The organism is Acidovorax sp. Leaf78 (genome assembly GCF_001422735.1).
Classification (GTDB): Bacteria; Pseudomonadota; Gammaproteobacteria; order Burkholderiales; family Burkholderiaceae_C; genus Acidovorax.
In genome coordinates this window covers 22,851-39,121 of the sequence record NZ_LMLZ01000022.1, presented here as the reverse complement: position 1 = coordinate 39,121, position 16,271 = coordinate 22,851, and the positions used below count along the sequence as shown (strand labels likewise).

The window sequence follows — 16,271 nt, the reverse complement described above, 5'->3', positions numbered from 1 at the left end:
ATGGCCAAGATCACCGCATCCGTCTACACCTCCCACGTGCCCGCCATCGGCGCGGCGCTCGACCTGGGCAAGCAGGGCGAGCCCTACTGGCAGCCGCTGTTCAAGGGCTACGACTTCTCCAAGGCATGGGAGAAGGCCAACAAGCCCGACGTCGTGTTCCTGGTCTTCAACGACCACGCCACCGCGTTCAGCCTGGACATGATCCCCACGTTCGCCATCGGCACGGCCGCGTCCTACCAGCCCGCCGACGAGGGCTGGGGCCCGCGCCCCGTGCCCACGGTGTACGGGCACCCTGAGCTGGCCGCGCACATCGCGCAGTCGGTCATCCAGGACGACTTCGACCTCACCATCGTCAACCGCATGGACGTGGACCACGGCCTCACCGTGCCGCTGTCGCTGATGTTCGGCCAGCCCGAGCAGTGGCCCTGCAAGGTCATCCCGTTCGCGGTCAACGTGGTGCAGTACCCCGTGCCGTCGGGCAACCGGTGCTTTCAGATCGGCAAGGCCATCCGCAAGGCGATCGAGTCGTTCGATGAAGACCTCAACGTGCAGATCTGGGGCACGGGCGGCATGAGCCACCAGCTGCAGGGCCCGCGCGCCGGCCTGATCAACAAGGACTGGGACAACCGGTTCCTGGACCGCCTGATCGCCGAGCCCGCCGAGCTGGCCCAGGTGCCGCACATCGAATACGTGCGCGAAGCCGGCAGCGAGGGCATCGAACTCGTGATGTGGCTCATCGCCCGGGGCGCCATGAGCGATGTGGCCGGCACCGGTCCTGCGCCCAAGGTGGCGCACCGCTTCTTCCACGTGCCCGCCAGCAATACGGCGGTGGGGCATCTGATCCTCGAGAACCAATAACTTCAAGGAACCCGACATGACCATCAAAGTCGCGCTCGCCGGCGCTGGCGCCTTCGGCATCAAGCATCTGGACGGCATTAAAAACATCGACGGCGTCGAAGTCATCTCCCTCATCAGCCGCGACCTGGCCAAGACCCAGGAAGTGGCCGACAAGTACGGCATCCAGCACGTCAGCACCGACCTGAACGATGCGCTGGCCATCCAGGAGGTGGACGCCGTGATCCTGTGCACGCCCACGCAGATGCACGCCGAGCAGAGCATCGCCTGCCTGAAGGCCGGCAAGCACGTGCAGGTGGAGATCCCGCTGGCAGATAGCCTCAAGGGCGCGCAGGAAGTCGTCGCCACGCAAAAGGACAAAGGCCTGGTGGCCATGTGCGGCCACACGCGCCGCTTCAACCCCAGCCACCAGTACGTGCACCAGAAGGTCCAGGCGGGCGAATTCAACATCCAGCAGATGGATGTGCAGACCTACTTCTTTCGCCGCACCAACACCAACGCGCTGGGCCAGGCCCGCAGTTGGACGGACCATCTGCTGTGGCACCACGCAGCGCACACGGTGGACCTGTTCGCCTACCAGGCAGGCAGCCCCATCGTCAAAGCCAACGCCATCCAAGGCCCCATCCACCCCGTGCTGGGCATTGCGATGGACATGAGCATCCAGCTCAAGGCAGAGAACGGCGCCATCTGCACGCTGTCGCTCTCGTTCAACAACGACGGCCCGCTGGGCACGTACTTCCGCTACATCGGCGACACCGCCACCTACCTGGCGCGCTACGACGACCTGTACAACGGCAAGGACGAGAAGATCGACGTGAGCCATGTCGACGTGTCGATGAACGGCATCGAGCTGCAGGACCGCGAGTTCTTCGCCGCAATCCAGGAAGGCCGCGAACCCAACTCTAGCGTGGGCCGCGTGCTGGCGTGCTACGAGGTCCTGCACGGGCTGGAGCAGCAGCTCAACGGCTAGAGCCGCCCGGTTCTCGCCATGGGGCCCATCGCCCACCCCGCCGAATAGAATGATTCGGTCAACGGGGTGGGCTTTTTTATGGGCACTGCGGAGGCGGCTTTTGGAACATGGCGTGAACATTCGTGGACAACAACGTCCCGGCAAGCTTGGTAGACCACCGGCGCAAGCCGAGATTCGCGAAAGCAGGGTGGGACTGGGCTATGGCATCTAAACGCAGTCTCAGCAAGCGCGAACCACCGCCCAGCAGCTTTTCGGCTCTGGTGGCCGACATCCGTCATGTGCACGCACAGTGAGCCGCGCAGGCGACACGTGCCGTCAACATCAGCCTGACGTTTCGCAACTGGCTGATCGGTGCGCACATCCATCACTACGAACTACAGGGCGCGGACCGCGCCACTTACGGCGACAAGCTGCTTCACAAACTGGCCGAGCAACTCACACAAGGCAAGGTCAGCAACTGCGACCGGCGCCAGCTCTACCGCTATTTGCGCTTCTATCGCCTTTATCCAGGCATTGTGGGGGCGCTGTCCCCACAATTCGCCGAGTTGCAGCCACCTACAGCCGACGCGCAAGTAAAAGTGGGGACAGCGTCCCCACTTTGGGGGACGGAAGCGGGCGCTGGCGACCCATTGCAGCTGCTCACCCGCCTGTCGTACAGCCACATCGAGGAGCTGGTAGGCCTGGAAGACCCGGCGCAACGCAGCTTCTACGAAACCGAGGCATTGCGCGGCAACTGGTCGGTGCGCGAACTCAAGCGCCAGATCAGCACGCTGTACTACCAGCGCAGCGGCCTCTCCACCGAAAAGACGACCCTGTCACAGCGGGCCCACGCCAAAGCCGAGCGGGCCGATCCTCAGCAAATCATCCGCGATCCCTACGTCTTTGAATTTCTGGGCCTGAAGCCTCAGGAGACCGTGACCGAAGGCCAGCTTGAGGATGCGCTACTCGACAAGCTGCAAGCTTTTTTGCTGGAACTGGGTCACGGCTTTTGCTTTGAGGCACGGCAAAAGCGCGTGGTGATGGGCGGCGAACACTTCTTTGTGGATCTGGTTTTCTATCACCGTGTGCTCAAGTGCCATGTGCTCATCGAGCTGAAGAACGATGCCTTCAAACACGAAAACCTGGGGCAGCTGAACGCCTATGTCAGCTACTACAAGCACAACCACATGACCGAGGGCGACCAGGCGCCCATCGGCATATTGCTGTGCACGCGCAAGAACACCGAACTGGTGCAGTACGCGTTGGCAGACATGAGCAACAAGCTCTTTGTGTCGCGCTACCAGGTGCAGCTACCAGGCACGGAGGAGATGGCGGCTTTCTTGCACAGGGCCGTGGAGGAGTTGGGGGGCGGGAATGAATGAGCGGGCAAAGGCGAGTTGGGCGAGTTGGGCGAATTGAAGAACAACCATGACGGAGCCGCCGGCCGGTCATTGCGCTCTTGGTACGGTCGTCGCTCAATATTCATGCCCCAAAAGGCCCCTGCTGCGCATCTGACGGGCGCAAGCAGCTATCAAATCAATAGCTGCTCTTTTTTGGCCGACGTACGCCACCTGCGCAGCGCCTGGACGCAAGGCGCGCCGTCGATCAGATGGTTCAGATCGGCGCGTAGCTGCCCGTGCCGCCCGGCCAGGCCGTGAGCACTTCGTACCCTTCGGGCGTCACCGCCACCATATGCTCCCACTGTGCAGACAGCGAGCGGTCCTTGGTCACCACGGTCCAGCCGTCGGCCAGCTCCTTGGTCTCGCGGCCGCCGGCGTTGAGCATGGGCTCGATGGTGAAGACCATGCCGGCCTCCAGCGTGAGGCCGGTGCCGCGCTGGCCGTAGTGCAGCACGTTGGGCACGTCGTGATAAATCTGCCCGATGCCGTGCCCGCAGTACTCGCGCACCACGCTGAAGCGCTCGCGCTGCGCCACGGTCTGGATCGCGTGGCCGACGTCGCCCAGCGTGGCGCCGGGCCGCACCTGCCGGATGCCCGCGCACAGGGCTTCGTACGTCGTCTCCACCAGGCGCCGGGCGAGCGTGCTGGGCGCGCCGACGAAATACATGCGGCTGGTGTCGCCGTACCAGCCGTCCTTGATCACCGCCACGTCGATGTTGACGATGTCGCCCTTCTTCAGGATCTTGTCGTGCGACGGAATGCCGTGGCAGACCACCTGGTTGACCGAGGTGAGGATGGTCTTGGGGTACCCCAGGTAACCCACGTTAGCCGGCACCGCGCCCTGCACGTTCACGATGTGGTCGTGGCAGATGCGGTCCAGTTCCTCGGTGCTCACGCCGGGCACCACGTGGGGCTCGATCCTGTGCAGCACCTCGGCGGCCAACTGCGCGGCGCGCCGCGACAGGGCCAGCTCGTCCGCCGACTTGATGGGAACGCTGCGCCCCATCAGTGCTTCCCGTTGGAGACGGCGCGGGGCTTGTCCGGCAGGCCGTCCACGGCCATGGCGATGTCCAGGCCGCCCGCCATTTCGGCCCGCACCAGCAGCTGGCAGATCTCGCGGTGGTCGAGCTCCGGGTGCATCTCGGTCAGCATGCCCACGCGCATCCAGTGCTCGGCCTGCGCGTTGATGGAGCGGCTCAGTGCCGTGCCTGCGACCCGCAGGTTCTCGTGCATCTGGTCGGAAATTTTGACGATACCCATGGATTGGTCTCTATATAAAACGTATACGAATTATATATAAAACGTGTAGCGACGTCTTAAGGTGACGCACAGCATGGGTTGACCACAATGGGCGGTCCGCCATGCCGCTGCCTCTGCGGCCCACGCACGCCACCGCAACACCAGGATCAGCCACCCATGGGTTCATCGCCTCCCGTGACCTTTCGCCCCTTCGCCGGGCCCTCGGACTTTCCGGCCATGGTCGCCTGCGCCAACGCCAGTTTTGCGCTCGATCAGACCCGGTTCTTCCGCACCGTGGACGACGTGGCGCGCGACTATGCCGCATTCACCGCGTGCGTGCCGCAGCACGACGTGTGGATCGCGCAGGCGGGAGACAACATCGCCGGCTATGTGCGCGCCTGGCACTGGGAGCAGGTCGACGGGCTGCAGCTGTACGGGCAGTTCGCCGTGGTCGCACCGCCGTGGCGCCGGCGCGGCATCGGCACGCAACTGCATGCGTGGCTGGAGGCGCGGCAGCGCGCCATGGCCGCGGCCCGGGGCCACCCCGGCCCGCATGCGCACCACGCATTCGTCACCCAAGGCGAAACCGCGCGCGCGGCGCTGCTGGAAAAATCCGGCTACCGGCCCGAGCGCTACTTCTTCACCATGGTGCGCCCCACGCTGAACGACATCGCCGACTTCGCGCTGCCTGCCGGCGTGGAAGTGCGCGCGGTGCAGCCCGACCATTACCGCGCCATCCGCGAGGCGCACCACCGTGCGTTCCGGTCCCACTGGGGTGCCGTGCCGCCGGACGACGATGACTACGAACGCTGGCTGGACAGCACCGTCTTTCAGCCGCACCTGTGGCAGGTGGCCTGGGATGTGGCCACGAACGAAGTGGCGGGCCAGGTGCGCGCGTACATCGACACCACGTGGAATGCGGGCAACGCACGCCAGCGCGGCTGGACGGAATTCATCAGCGTGGACGAGCGCTGGCGCCGCCGGGGCCTGGCGCGTGCGCTGATCTCGCGCAGCCTGCGGGCGCAGGCCGACGCGGGCATGCACGAGTCCGGGCTGGGCGTGGACAGCACCAACGCCCACGGCGCCCAGGGCATCTATGAAGACTGCGGATTCATCGTCGAGCAGCGCAACTGCGTGTTCCGCAAGCCGCTGGAGCCGGGCGCGGCAGGCTCGGCAACAAGCCTGCTGCGCCGCCCGGCACCCTAGCGTGAAAGAGCCTGCGACAGCACGATGAGCCCCCAGACGATGACCATGAGCTGTACCAGGTTGAGCAGCAGCACCGTGGCGTGCATCCGCCGAAACCGCTGCAGCGCACTGGCATCTCCGGCTTCGATCTGCCTGCCCACTTGCAGCATCGCCGGCAAAAGGCGCTTGCGCAAAATCGTGGCGGTGGCGGCCAGCACCGCAGCCCCCACGGCAAACACAAACCGGCACCACAGCGCATAGCTCACCGCCGCACCCAGCGCCACCCAGAAGGCCGCGTGGTAGTACACGTTGAAGAAGCCGCGCACGAACCGGGCATCCAGCGGTTCGTCGTGTTTGAGGATGAGCAGCGGCAGGCCGCCGAGCAAAAAGTAGCCCGTGTTGACCATCATCGCGACGGTGAAGAACAAGGCGGGATAGATGGCGGAGGACATTGCGCTTCTCCTGGTCGGATTCGCCGACTTTGGGGGTGCCGGTGGGCTCGCGTAATGTAGCGCTGGCGGTGACTCGCCGGGCAGGTTTTGGCGCGCTGGCTTGGCAGCCGCCACCGCCACCGCCCTTGGCGGCACCGCACACTGCGGCCCGCAGGCTGCTGGCTGTACACACCTGTGGATGTTGGCAACAATGGTGGCGCCATGCCCAAGCCTGCTGCCCCAGCTCCACCGCCCTGCGCACCCACCTTCTTCGCCACGGCCGCCGCCTTTCGCCAATGGCTGCAAACGCATGCCGCGCAGTCTGCCGAGCTGCTGGTGGGTTTTCACAAGGTCGGCACCGGCCGCCCGTGCATGACCTGGTCCGAATCGGTGGACGAGGCGCTGTGTTTCGGCTGGATCGACGGTGTGCGCCGGCGCATCGACGAGCTCACCTATTCCATCCGCTTCACGCCGCGCAAGCCGTCGTCCATCTGGAGTGCGGTCAACATCGCGAAGATGGAACAGCTGCAAGCCGCTGGCCGCATGACGCCTGCAGGTCTGGCGGCCTTCAGCCATCGCCAGGCCCACAAGTCCTCCATCTATTCGCACGAGCAGGCTGCAGCCGCCGAGCTGCCCGCGCCGCAATTGCGCGAGTTCAAACGCCACAAGAAGGCCTGGCAGTTCTTCGAGGCCGCGCCCGCGGGGTACCGCAAGTCGATGCTGCACTGGGTGACGTCGGCCAAGCGGCCAGAGACCCGCGCTGCGCGGTTTGCCCAACTGCTGACGGCGTCGCAGGCGGGCGAGCGGATCGACCTGTGGAAGGGGCGGGCCGCTGCGGCAGCTGCCAAGGCTTGAAGTCCGTCTGTGCAAAAACTGCCGATGGCTGCAACGCACAACGCCCCAGCATTTTTTTGGAAAGCTTTTCACCATGACGGCACCCGCACCCCGCTACCGCAGCATTGCCGACTACATCGACCAGGCGCCTGCCGCGGGCCGGCCTCTATTGCAATCGCTCTACACGCTGCTTCAACATGCCGCGCCCGATGCGCAAGAGGCCATCAAATGGAACACGCCGTTCTTCATCGAGCCCCGGTTTGTGTACGGCTTCTCCGCGCACAAGGCGCACGCCAGCTTTGCACCGCCCGCGTCTGCCATGGCGCATTTCGAGGCGGAGCTCAAGGCGGTGAAGACCACCCAAGGCACCATCGTGCTGCCGTATGACCAGCCCCTTCCGGAAGCGCTGCTGCGGCAGATCGCGCAGTACAGCGTGCAGCGCGTGCAGGCACGCATTACCGACAGCTTCTGGGAGTGAACCCGCAGCGCCCCGGGTGACCCTTGGTGTGAGGATGCATGGCGTTAAGCTTGCGCCATGCAACAAAGAAACCTTGGACCTTTCTCCGTCTCGGCCATCGGCCTGGGCTGCATGAACCTCTCGCACGCCTACGGCGCGCCGGTGTCGGCCGAGCAGGGCGAGCGCGTGCTGCTGGCCGCGCTGGATGCCGGCGTGACGCTGTTCGACACCGCCACGCTGTATGGCTTCGGCGCCAACGAAACACTGGTGGGCCGCGTGATGAACAGCCACCGCAGCCGCTTCACCCTGGCGAGCAAATGCGGCATGCAGGGCGTGGACGTGGCCGGCGACGGCAAGCTGGTGCGCGTGATCGACGGCCGCCCCGCCACGCTGCGCCAGACCTGCGAGGACAGCCTGCGCCGCCTGCAGACCGACGTGATCGACCTGTACTACCTGCACCGCTGGGACAAGAAGGTGCCCATCGAAGACAGCGTGGGCGCATTGGCCGACCTGGTGCGCGCGGGCAAGATCCGCAGCATCGGCCTGTCGGAGGTGTCCGCCGCCACCCTGCGCCGCGCGCACGCCGTGCACCCCATCGCTGCGGTGCAGACCGAGTATTCGCTGTGGACCCGCAACCCCGAGATCGCGGTGCTCGACGCCTGCCGCGACCTGGGCACCGCCTTCGTCGCCTTCAGCCCCGTGGCGCGGGGCTTTCTGTGCGGCGACCTCACGGACGTCAGCACCCTCGACGCCAAGGACATCCGCCGCGCCATGCCGCGTTTTGCACCCGATGCGTACGCGGCCAACTTGCAACTGCTAGGCGGCTACCGAGACATCGCGCGCGAGGTCGGCTGCACCCCGGCGCAGCTGGCGCTGGCGTGGTTGCTGCACCGTGGCGATCACATCATCCCCATCCCCGGGACGACGAGCGTGGAGCACCTGCTGGACGATGTGGGTGCTGCTGGCGTGCAGCTTGATGCGGCGGTGATCGCGCGGCTCGATGCGCTGATCAATGAGCGCACAGTGGTGGGGCCGCGGTACAGCGCGCAGAGTGCGGGTGAGGTAGATACCGAGACGTTTGAGGGTCGCGGGGGGTAGTCGCAGAAGCGCTACCTGTGGTCATGATCTCAATATGCAGCGATGCCACCCATGCGACAGCATCAGAGAGAAACAAAGATGGCACGTATCACTACTTCGGTTCGACGCCGCTTGGAGCGCGGCCGGCGTCGGCAGAAAAAGATCAATGGCAATCCTGCCTATCGAGGCAGGCCTCGTTTCTACAGCTTTGATGCATCGCTGCGGATTGCTGGTGTTGGTCTGCTCCACGACATCGTTTCATTGAAGACGGGAATCCTGCCCACTCGTACGACTCGCAAGGGCGAACTACGGGCAGCGGAGAAACTGTGGTCCGAGGACGTGTGGCTGCTGGCATCGCCGTTGGGTGGCGATGCCTCTCTGGATGAGCATGTCCAATGGCTTTGGGACACCATCGCTCCCCACCAAGATTACTTTCGAGAGGTCATTCTCCAGTCCACGAGCACTGACATCGTTCTTGGATGCTTCTCGGAAAGCCCCTACCCGTACTTCACCGTGAAGAATGAGCCGTTGCGTCTTCTCATGAACCTGGGCGTGGGCGTTTCATTCAACTTCACCTGCGTATAGAAGCTGGGCTCGCGCTCGATTGACTGGCTGCGTTTACTTGCACTGAAAAGAAAAGGCCCTGGAGCAATGAAGCTCCAGGGCCTTTTTGTGGGTTCATCGCAAGACTCAACGGCCGCGCAGATTCCCCTTGTCATCCGCAATCACGATCTCCACGCGCCGGTTCATGGCGCGGCCTTCCGGCGATGCGTTGTCCGCCACCGGGTAGACCTTGCCGTAGCCGCGGGCGGTGATGCGGCTGGTGTCAACACCGCGCACCACCAGCGCGTCGCGCACGGCCTGCGCGCGGCGGTCGGACAGGTCCTGGTTGTAGCTGTCGGAGCCCACGCTGTCGGTATAGCCCTCGATCAGCAGCTTGCGGTCCGGGAACTGCTTGAGGAAGTTGGCGAGCTTTTCCAGGCGCGGTGCGGCCTGGGGCGACAGCTCGGCCTTGTTGAAGGCGAACAGCACGTCGCCCAGCGTGACCAGCAGGCCGCGCTCGGTTTGCTGCGCTTCCATGTCGCGCAACTGGGCTTCCAGCGCACGCACGCGGTCCTGGGCGGCGTTGGCCTGGGCCATGGCAGCGGTGGCGTTGGCCTGCTGCTGGGCGGCGCGTTGCTCGGCGCTCATGGCCTGGGCCTGGGCCTGCTGGGCGCGCAGGCGGGCCTGGTCGGCCTCCTGGGTGCGGGCCTGCAGGCGGATGCGGTCGGCCTCGCTGCCGGCTTGCTGGATGTTGGCATCGAGCTGGCGTGCGCGGGCCGTGTTGGTCGCGATCTCGGCGCGCTGGCGGGCGATGTATGCCAGGTGGTTGGTTTCCGATTCGTCGTGGTCGTCGGCCCATTCACGGTCGGCGCGGGCCAGGGCGTCGGTGGCTTGCTTGAGCTCCACAGCGGCGTACTGGTTCACGGTAGGGTCGCCCGCCGCGGCGGTGACGGCAGAGCGGGCTTGTTCCAGGGCGGGCAGGGGGGCGGTGCTAGCGCAGGCGGCGAGCAGGCCCACGGCGATCAGGCTGGAGCACAGGGCGGTGGTACGGTGGATCAATTGGCGCATGGTGGGATGTCCCTTCAAATGTCGTTCAGGCGGTCAGTAGGTGAGGCGCGGCGCAGAGGGTGCGACAGCGCTCAGCGCGGAGACCGGCGGTTGATTTCTTCCTGCAGCGCACGGATGCTGTCCTGCACCTGGGCCAGGTTGGTGGCGTTGCGGGCCGCATCGGCACGGGTCTCGGCCACGCGGGCATCGACCTCGGCTTCGGCTGCCAGGCGGCGGGCGTTCTTGTAGTCGCCCTGGGTCATCGACTTCTCGGCCTGGATGAGCTTTTCCTGCGCGCGCTGCAGGTCGACCGGTGCATTGGCGGCCGTTGCGGGTGCAGCCGCAACGCGGTTCACCGTGGTGCGGGTCACGGCCATCTGCTCGGTGGGCGCGGGGGTGGAAGAGCATGCCGCCAGGGTGCCCAGCGCAAGGGCTGCAGCGGTGGTTCGGATGAGTGCGGTCGAGTGCATGGTGTAGTGAACTCCTGCTGAAAGTGGTGTAGTGACGGTGGCCAGCGGCTGTGCCGCGAGGGCACGTTGTGCGGTGCTGGCACCGGAGACCAGGGGTGGCCCTGGTGTGTATGCATTGTTGGCGGCGGACCGTGGAGGGGGCGTAGGTACTGCCTCTGTATTCCTGTGGGCGAAGTCTTACGAACTCTTGCAATTGCATTCGCTCTTGCATTGGCAGCTTTGCATTAGAGGGCGGAGCAGGTGTGCGCGGCTGAGTCCTACGGCTCTGCGGACATCAACGTGGCACGCTAGGTACTTGGCAGCGAAAGGGCCCGTGATGCTCGGGGTGCCTCGGCGTATTGCGTGAACGCAGCGGTGGGTTGTTACCGGCGCAACTGCGAGGGCCCGCAGTGCAGCGTGTGTAGTGTGGTGCTGTGCGGGCGACCAGCGACGTGCCCACACGCAAGCGTGTGCGGACCACGCTCAAAGCCTTGCAAGCAGGCTCCAAAGATTGTTGAAGCGGCTTGTCAAACGGGCTTGTTCTGCACGCCAGCACCTTGTGGCTGCGCCTGGGTTTTTGCTTGCTGGCCATCCGGTAGATCGGCTGTGCCAGCCTGCGCTGGCGCCATGTGCGGCGTGGTCGTCGCGCTGGCAGTAGCGGGCGCTCTTCGCTTTTCGTGAACATCGGCCGGGTGCAGCGCGTGCAGCGCGGGCCCTGTGCCGATCCAATGCAAGGAGCAGCGTTGAGCATGCAAGATTTCCCCTTCATGACCTGGGTCCGCGAGACCACCGTCATCGGCATTCCGTTGTGGAGCCTGCTGCTGGCACTGGCCGCAGCCGTCACCACCTACTTTGCGATCATGGTGGTGCTGCACCTGCTCACTCGGCGCGCCCGCAGCTGGGCCAGCCGCTCAGGTAGCGCCACCGCGCACACAGCAGCCGACGTGCTGGCCGGCACCAGCCGGCTGCTGGTGTTGCTGGTCGCGGTGCTGGTGGGGGCCAACTTCCTGGACCTGCCCCCGCGCTGGGAAACGCGGTTGAGCCAGCTGTGGTTCGTGGCCGTGGCCCTGCAGATGGGGCTGTGGGGCATGCGCGCCATCGGCCTTGGCGTGGGCCGCTACGTGCAGCGGCACAGCTCCAGCGGCATGACGCAGGTCAGCGCCTCGGCCACGCTGCTGTCCTGGGGCCTGCGCACGCTGCTGTGGAGCGTGGTGCTGCTGGCCATCCTGTCCAACGTCGGGGTCAATATCACCGCCTTCATCGCCAGCCTGGGCGTGGGCGGCATTGCGGTGGCGCTTGCGGTGCAGAACATTCTGGGCGATCTGTTCGCGTCGCTGGCCATCGCGGTCGACAAGCCCTTCGAGGTGGGCGACTTCATCGTGGTGGGCAACGTGTCGGGCACGGTGCAGGTCATCGGCCTCAAGACCACGCGCATCCGCAGCTTGCAGGGCGAGCAGATCGTGATGTCCAACACCGATCTGCTCAAGCAGACCATCAGCAACTACCGCATGCTGGAGAAGCGGCGCATCGTCTTCCAATTCGGCGTGTCGTACGCCACCACCCCTGAGCAGGCCGAGGCCATCCCCGGCGTGGTGCGCAGGCTCATCGAAGCGCACCCGGAGCTGCGCCTGGACCGGGCGCATTTCAAGTCGTTCGGCGAGAGTTCGCTCGACTATGAAGTCGTCTACATCGTGCAAGACCCGGCCTTCAATCTCTACATGGATTTGCAGCAATCCGTCAATCTGGCGCTGATGCGCGAGTTCAAGGCCATGGGGGTGGAGTTTGCGTTCCCGACGAGCACGGTCCACATTGCGAGAGACCGGCCTGCTGCAGCGGCCAGAACGGCAGCAGGAGGCCAGCCGGTGGAAGAAGCAGACCCGGTGAAACAGGCGGTCGCGGGTGAAGACCTCAGTCGTTCAACACAAAGCCAACCTTGACCTCACGGCAGGGGCCGCGTTCTTCCACGCTGATGTCGGCGCTCCACACATCGGCGTGCTCGCAGCGCATGTGGCGAAAGTGAGTCCCGGCGCCCGAAACCTGGGCCCGGTCGCCGCTACAAGCCAGGGGCGCCATGGCGGCAGCGTGTTTCAGCAACGCCACATCGGGATTCATGTAGCTGCCGTAGTCCATGGCGACATACGGCACGCCTTCGCCATCGCGCCCCTTCCAGTGAAAGCGCGCTGGGCGGCATTCTGCAAAGGTGGGCGTGGCATCGCGGATGCTTTGAGGCACGCCGATGTAGTACAGCGGCCATCCGGGCCTGACATCGCCGACTTCGAACAGCATCCACAGGCCCAGCAGGGCGGTCGGCGGGAGGATCAGGCCCGCGAGAACGAGGCCCTTCACCCATGCTGGTGGGTTCGGTATTTGGTCATTCATTACGGGGCACGAGCAGCTGCAGGGTGTCAAAAAAAAAGGCCGGCGACCCTTGCGGACAGCCGGCCTGAACGGGTAGTTGCAGACTTATCGCTTCTTTCTAAATCCTGTGTCCATCACTGGTGACGGACCACTGATCATCCATCACTTCATCATCACTTGGCGACGACGCGCACCATCTCCAGGCACTTGTTCGAGTAGCCCCACTCATTGTCGTACCAAGACACGATCTTCACGAAGGTGCCATCCAGCGCAATGCCGGCGTCCGCGTCGAAGATCGACGTGCGGGTGTCGCCACGGAAGTCGGTGGCCACCACCTTGTCTTCGGTATAGCCCAGCACGCCCTTCAGAGCGCCTTCGGACTGTGCCTTCATCTCGGCCTTGATCTCATCATACGTGGCGGCGTTTTCCAGCTCCACCGTCAGGTCGACCACCGACACGTCGGAGGTGGGCACGCGGAAGGACATGCCGGTCAGTTTCTTGTTCAGCGCCGGAATCACCACGCCCACAGCCTTGGCAGCGCCGGTGCTCGAAGGGATGATGTTTTCCAGAATGCCGCGGCCGCCGCGCCAGTCTTTGTTGGACGGGCCGTCCACGGTCTTTTGCGTGGCGGTGGCAGCGTGCACCGTCGTCATCAGGCCGCGCTTGATGCCCCACTTGTCGTTGAGCACCTTGGCCACGGGGGCCAGGCAGTTGGTGGTGCACGATGCGTTGGACACGATGGCCTGGCCAGCGTAGGTGTCGTGGTTCACGCCGAACACGAACATGGGCGTGTCGTCCTTGGACGGAGCCGACAGGATGACCTTCTTGGCGCCGGCATCGATGTGCTTTTGCGCGGTGACCTTGTCCAGGAACAGGCCGGTGGATTCGATCACCACATCGGCGCCGACTTCGTTCCACTTCAGGTTGGCGGGGTCGCGCTCTTGCGTCAGGCGGATCTTCTTGCCGTTGACGATCAGGGTATTGCCCTCGACCGACACGGTGCCCTGGAAGCGGCCGTGCACCGAGTCGTACTGCAGCATGTACGCCAGGTAGTCAGGCTCCAGCAGGTCGTTGATGCCCACGACTTCGATGTCGCTGAAGTTCTGGACGGCGGAGCGCAGCACGTTGCGGCCGATGCGGCCGAAGCCGTTGATACCAATCTTGATCGTCATAGCTTGTCATCTCTCCAAGGTTGCAAAGTCGAAAAATCAGGAATCTGCCGCAACGCGCCCGCCGGCGGCAGGGCGCGCGGCGGGCTGGACGGGTCAGCGTGCCTTCTTGGCGGGCTTGAGCCGTGCGGCGCCGATGGCAACCAGTACGGCGTCGGCGACGTTCTCTTCGGTAAAGCCGAAGTGCTTGAACAGCACGGGCGCGGGAGCCGATTCGCCATAAGTGTCGATACCGACCACGGCGGCGCAGCCGTACTTCCACCAGCCGTCGGTCACGCCCATTTCCACCGCCACGCGGGGCACGCCGGCGGGCAGCACGCTGCTCTTGTACTTGGCGTCTTCGCGGTCGAACGTGGTCGAGCTGGGCATGGAGACCACGCGCACCGCAACTTTCTTGTCGGCCAGCAGGCGCTGGGCCTTCAGGGCCAGCTGCACTTCGGAGCCGGTGGCGATGATCACAGCCACGGCCTTCTTGTTCAGGCCCACGTCGGCGGGCTCGGACAGCACGTACGCGCCGCGGCTGATGTCGCCCAGGTCGCGCTTGGGGGCGTAGGGCAGGTTCTGGCGCGACAGCAGCAGGGCGGTGGGCTTGTTGCGGTTGGACAGGGCCACGCTCCAGGCCACGGCGGTTTCGGCCGTGTCACCGGGGCGCCACACATCGAGGTTGGGGATCAGACGCAGGCTGGCGGCGTGTTCGATGGACTGGTGGGTGGGGCCGTCTTCGCCCAGGCCGATGGAGTCATGCGTGAACACGTGGATCACGCGCTGCTTCATCAGCGCAGCCATGCGAATGGCGTTGCGGCTGTAGTCGCTGAAGGTCAGGAACGTGCCGCCGTAGGGGATGAAGCCGCCGTGCAGCGCGATGCCGTTCATGATCGCGGCCATGCCGAATTCGCGCACGCCGTAGTTGATGTGGCGGCCGCCGATTTTTTGGCCGCCTTCGACTTCGGTCTGCACCACGTTGCCCTGCATGTCAAAGCGCAGGTTGGGCGTGCTCTTGGTGTTGGTGAGGTTGGAGCCGGTCAGGTCGGCGCTGCCGCCCAGCAGCTCGGGCAGGGCCGCGGTGAAGGCTTCCAGCGCCAGTTGGCTGGCCTTGCGGCTGGCCACGGTTTCGCCCTTGGTGTGGGCGGCGACCACGGTGTCCACAGCCACTTGTGCGAAGTTGGCGGGCAGGTTGCCCTCCATGCGGCGCGTCAGTTCTGCCGACAGCTCGGGGAAGGCGGCGGTGTACGCGGCAAAGCGCTCGTTCCATTCGGCTTCGACGTTCTGGCCGTTGGCCTTGCCGTCCCAGTCGGCGTACACGTCTTGCGGCACGACGAAGGGCTCGCTGCTCCAGCCCAAGGCTTCGCGCGTGAGCTTGATTTCTTCGGCGCCCAGCGGCTCGCCGTGGGCCTTGGCGGTGTTGGCGCGGTTGGGGCTGCCCTTGCCAATGTGCGTCTTGCACACGATGAGGGTGGGGCGCTCGGTCTGCTTCTTGGCCTCGGCAATCGCGGCGGCCACCTTGTCGGCGTCGTGGCCGTCGATGGGGCCGATCACGTTCCAGCCGCTGGCCACAAAGCGCAAGGGGGTGTTGTCGGCAAACCAGGGGGCGACCTGGCCGTCGATGCTGATGCCGTTGTCGTCGTACAGGGCGATCAGCTTGTTGAGTTTCCAGGCGCCGGCCAGGGACACGGCCTCGTGGCTGATGCCTTCCATCAGGCAGCCGTCGCCCAGGAACACGTAGGTGTTGTGGTCCACCACCGCGTGGCCTTCGCGGTTGAACTCGCTGGCCAGCAGCTTTTCAGCCAGCGCAAAGCCCACGGCGTTGGTGATGCCCTGGCCCAGCGGGCCGGTGGTGGTCTCGACGCCGGCGGTGTAGCCCACTTCGGGGTGGCCAGGGGTCTTGCTGTGCAGCTGGCGGAAGTTCTTGAGTTCTTCGATCGGCAGGTCGTAGCCGGTGAGGTGCAGCAGCGCGTACAGCAGCATCGAGCCGTGGCCGTTGGAGAGCACGAAGCGGTCGCGGTCGAACCACTGGGGGTTGGCGGGGTTGTGCTTGAGGTGGCGGCCCCACAGTGCCGCCGCCATGTCGGCCATGCCCATGGGGGCGCCGGGGTGGCCGGAGTTGGCTTGTTGAACTGCGTCCATGGCCAATGCGCGGATTGCATTTGCCATCTGTTGGGATTGCTGCGGGGTATGGGCCATGGGGTGTGCGGGTTCGGGTGGGAGGGGTGGGATTTCAGGGGGAAACCCGGCATTTTACCGGCCCTGCTTTCCCGCGCCCGAACCGGCAGGGTCGAAC

The 16,271-nt window shown here is 65.1% G+C and carries 17 protein-coding genes and 1 pseudogene; 10 read left to right on the top strand and 8 right to left on the bottom strand.

Features of this window, described 5'->3' with window-relative positions; genetic code table 11:
- The 4 genes and pseudogenes from ASF16_RS18775 to ASF16_RS27010 all read left to right on the top strand — a co-directional run bounded on the left by ASF16_RS18775 (position 1) and on the right by ASF16_RS27010 (position 3,186).
- The gene (locus tag ASF16_RS18775; RefSeq protein ID WP_056170926.1) at positions 1-858 is read left to right on the top strand and encodes a class III extradiol dioxygenase subunit beta; all 858 of its coding nucleotides are present in this window, start codon (positions 1-3) and stop codon (positions 856-858) included.
- Positions 859-874: 16 nt separating this feature from the next.
- Positions 875-1,825, top strand: coding sequence for a Gfo/Idh/MocA family oxidoreductase (locus tag ASF16_RS18770; RefSeq protein WP_056170923.1), 951 nt, complete (start codon positions 875-877; stop codon positions 1,823-1,825).
- Between the two features lie 311 nt (positions 1,826-2,136).
- Positions 2,137-2,598: pseudogene (locus tag ASF16_RS27015) on the top strand (DUF1016 N-terminal domain-containing protein); the annotation flags it as partial.
- Positions 2,587-3,186, top strand: coding sequence for a PDDEXK nuclease domain-containing protein (locus ASF16_RS27010; RefSeq protein WP_255354975.1), 600 nt, complete (start codon positions 2,587-2,589; stop codon positions 3,184-3,186). The pseudogene ASF16_RS27015 and the gene ASF16_RS27010, both read left to right, overlap by 12 nt.
- A gap of 232 nt (positions 3,187-3,418) precedes the next feature.
- On the opposite strand, the gene map is transcribed toward ASF16_RS27010, so the two are convergent.
- The gene (gene map, locus ASF16_RS18760; protein ID WP_056170918.1) at positions 3,419-4,210 is read right to left on the bottom strand and encodes a type I methionyl aminopeptidase; all 792 of its coding nucleotides are present in this window, start codon (positions 4,208-4,210) and stop codon (positions 3,419-3,421) included.
- Positions 4,210-4,464 carry a ParD-like family protein gene (locus ASF16_RS18755; RefSeq protein ID WP_056170917.1) on the bottom strand — a complete coding sequence of 85 codons (255 nt, stop codon included), beginning with the start codon at positions 4,462-4,464 and terminating at the stop codon, positions 4,210-4,212. The genes map and ASF16_RS18755 overlap by 1 nt, the downstream gene beginning before the upstream one ends.
- A gap of 156 nt (positions 4,465-4,620) precedes the next feature.
- Here ASF16_RS18755 and ASF16_RS18750 point away from each other — a divergent pair, with 156 nt between their 5' ends.
- Entirely contained in the window at positions 4,621-5,649 is a 1,029-nt protein-coding gene (locus ASF16_RS18750) for a GNAT family N-acetyltransferase (RefSeq protein WP_056170914.1), read from the top strand.
- On the opposite strand, the gene ASF16_RS18745 is transcribed toward ASF16_RS18750, so the two are convergent.
- Positions 5,646-6,080 carry a hypothetical protein gene (locus ASF16_RS18745; RefSeq protein ID WP_056170912.1) on the bottom strand — a complete coding sequence of 145 codons (435 nt, stop codon included), beginning with the start codon at positions 6,078-6,080 and terminating at the stop codon, positions 5,646-5,648. The genes ASF16_RS18750 and ASF16_RS18745 overlap by 4 nt on opposite strands.
- A gap of 201 nt (positions 6,081-6,281) precedes the next feature.
- Between ASF16_RS18745 and ASF16_RS18740 the strand changes: the two genes are divergently transcribed.
- The 4 genes from ASF16_RS18740 to ASF16_RS25590 all read left to right on the top strand — a co-directional run bounded on the left by ASF16_RS18740 (position 6,282) and on the right by ASF16_RS25590 (position 9,012).
- On the top strand, positions 6,282-6,914 hold the full coding sequence (locus ASF16_RS18740; RefSeq protein ID WP_056171675.1) for a YdeI family protein: 633 nt from the start codon (positions 6,282-6,284) through the stop codon (positions 6,912-6,914).
- 73 nt (positions 6,915-6,987) lie between these two features.
- The gene (locus ASF16_RS18735) at positions 6,988-7,371 is read left to right on the top strand and encodes an iron chaperone (RefSeq protein ID WP_056170909.1); all 384 of its coding nucleotides are present in this window, start codon (positions 6,988-6,990) and stop codon (positions 7,369-7,371) included.
- A 57-nt stretch (positions 7,372-7,428) separates the two neighbouring features.
- Positions 7,429-8,448: an aldo/keto reductase gene (locus ASF16_RS18730; protein ID WP_056170907.1), complete on the top strand. Its 1,020-nt coding sequence runs from the start codon at positions 7,429-7,431 to the stop codon at positions 8,446-8,448.
- A 78-nt stretch (positions 8,449-8,526) separates the two neighbouring features.
- Positions 8,527-9,012 carry a DUF4279 domain-containing protein gene (locus ASF16_RS25590; protein ID WP_162241090.1) on the top strand — a complete coding sequence of 162 codons (486 nt, stop codon included), beginning with the start codon at positions 8,527-8,529 and terminating at the stop codon, positions 9,010-9,012.
- Between the two features lie 105 nt (positions 9,013-9,117).
- Here ASF16_RS25590 and ASF16_RS18720 read toward each other — a convergent pair whose 3' ends face one another.
- Together ASF16_RS18720 and ASF16_RS18715 are read right to left on the bottom strand one after the other, a co-directional pair.
- Entirely contained in the window at positions 9,118-10,038 is a 921-nt protein-coding gene (locus ASF16_RS18720) for an OmpA family protein (protein WP_056170900.1), read from the bottom strand.
- A 71-nt stretch (positions 10,039-10,109) separates the two neighbouring features.
- Complete coding sequence (locus ASF16_RS18715) at positions 10,110-10,487, bottom strand: DUF4398 domain-containing protein (RefSeq protein WP_056170897.1); 378 nt, start codon at positions 10,485-10,487, stop codon at positions 10,110-10,112.
- A gap of 728 nt (positions 10,488-11,215) precedes the next feature.
- On the opposite strand from ASF16_RS18715, the gene ASF16_RS18710 reads away from it, so the two are divergent.
- Entirely contained in the window at positions 11,216-12,403 is a 1,188-nt protein-coding gene (locus tag ASF16_RS18710; RefSeq protein WP_082517028.1) for a mechanosensitive ion channel family protein, read from the top strand.
- Here the strand turns inward: ASF16_RS18710 and ASF16_RS18705 are convergent.
- The 3 genes from ASF16_RS18705 to tkt all read right to left on the bottom strand — a co-directional run bounded on the left by ASF16_RS18705 (position 12,375) and on the right by tkt (position 16,174).
- Positions 12,375-12,845, bottom strand: a complete 471-nt coding sequence (locus ASF16_RS18705) for a hypothetical protein (RefSeq protein ID WP_056170894.1) — start codon at positions 12,843-12,845, stop codon at positions 12,375-12,377. The two genes, ASF16_RS18710 and ASF16_RS18705, sit on opposite strands and share 29 nt — an antisense overlap.
- 152 nt (positions 12,846-12,997) lie before the next feature.
- Positions 12,998-13,996 (bottom strand): type I glyceraldehyde-3-phosphate dehydrogenase, encoded by a 999-nt coding sequence (gene gap / locus ASF16_RS18700; RefSeq protein ID WP_056170891.1) that lies wholly within the window; start codon positions 13,994-13,996, stop codon positions 12,998-13,000.
- A gap of 93 nt (positions 13,997-14,089) precedes the next feature.
- Positions 14,090-16,174: a transketolase gene (gene tkt, locus ASF16_RS18695; RefSeq protein WP_056170888.1), complete on the bottom strand. Its 2,085-nt coding sequence runs from the start codon at positions 16,172-16,174 to the stop codon at positions 14,090-14,092.
- Between the last annotated feature and the right edge of the window lie 97 nt (positions 16,175-16,271).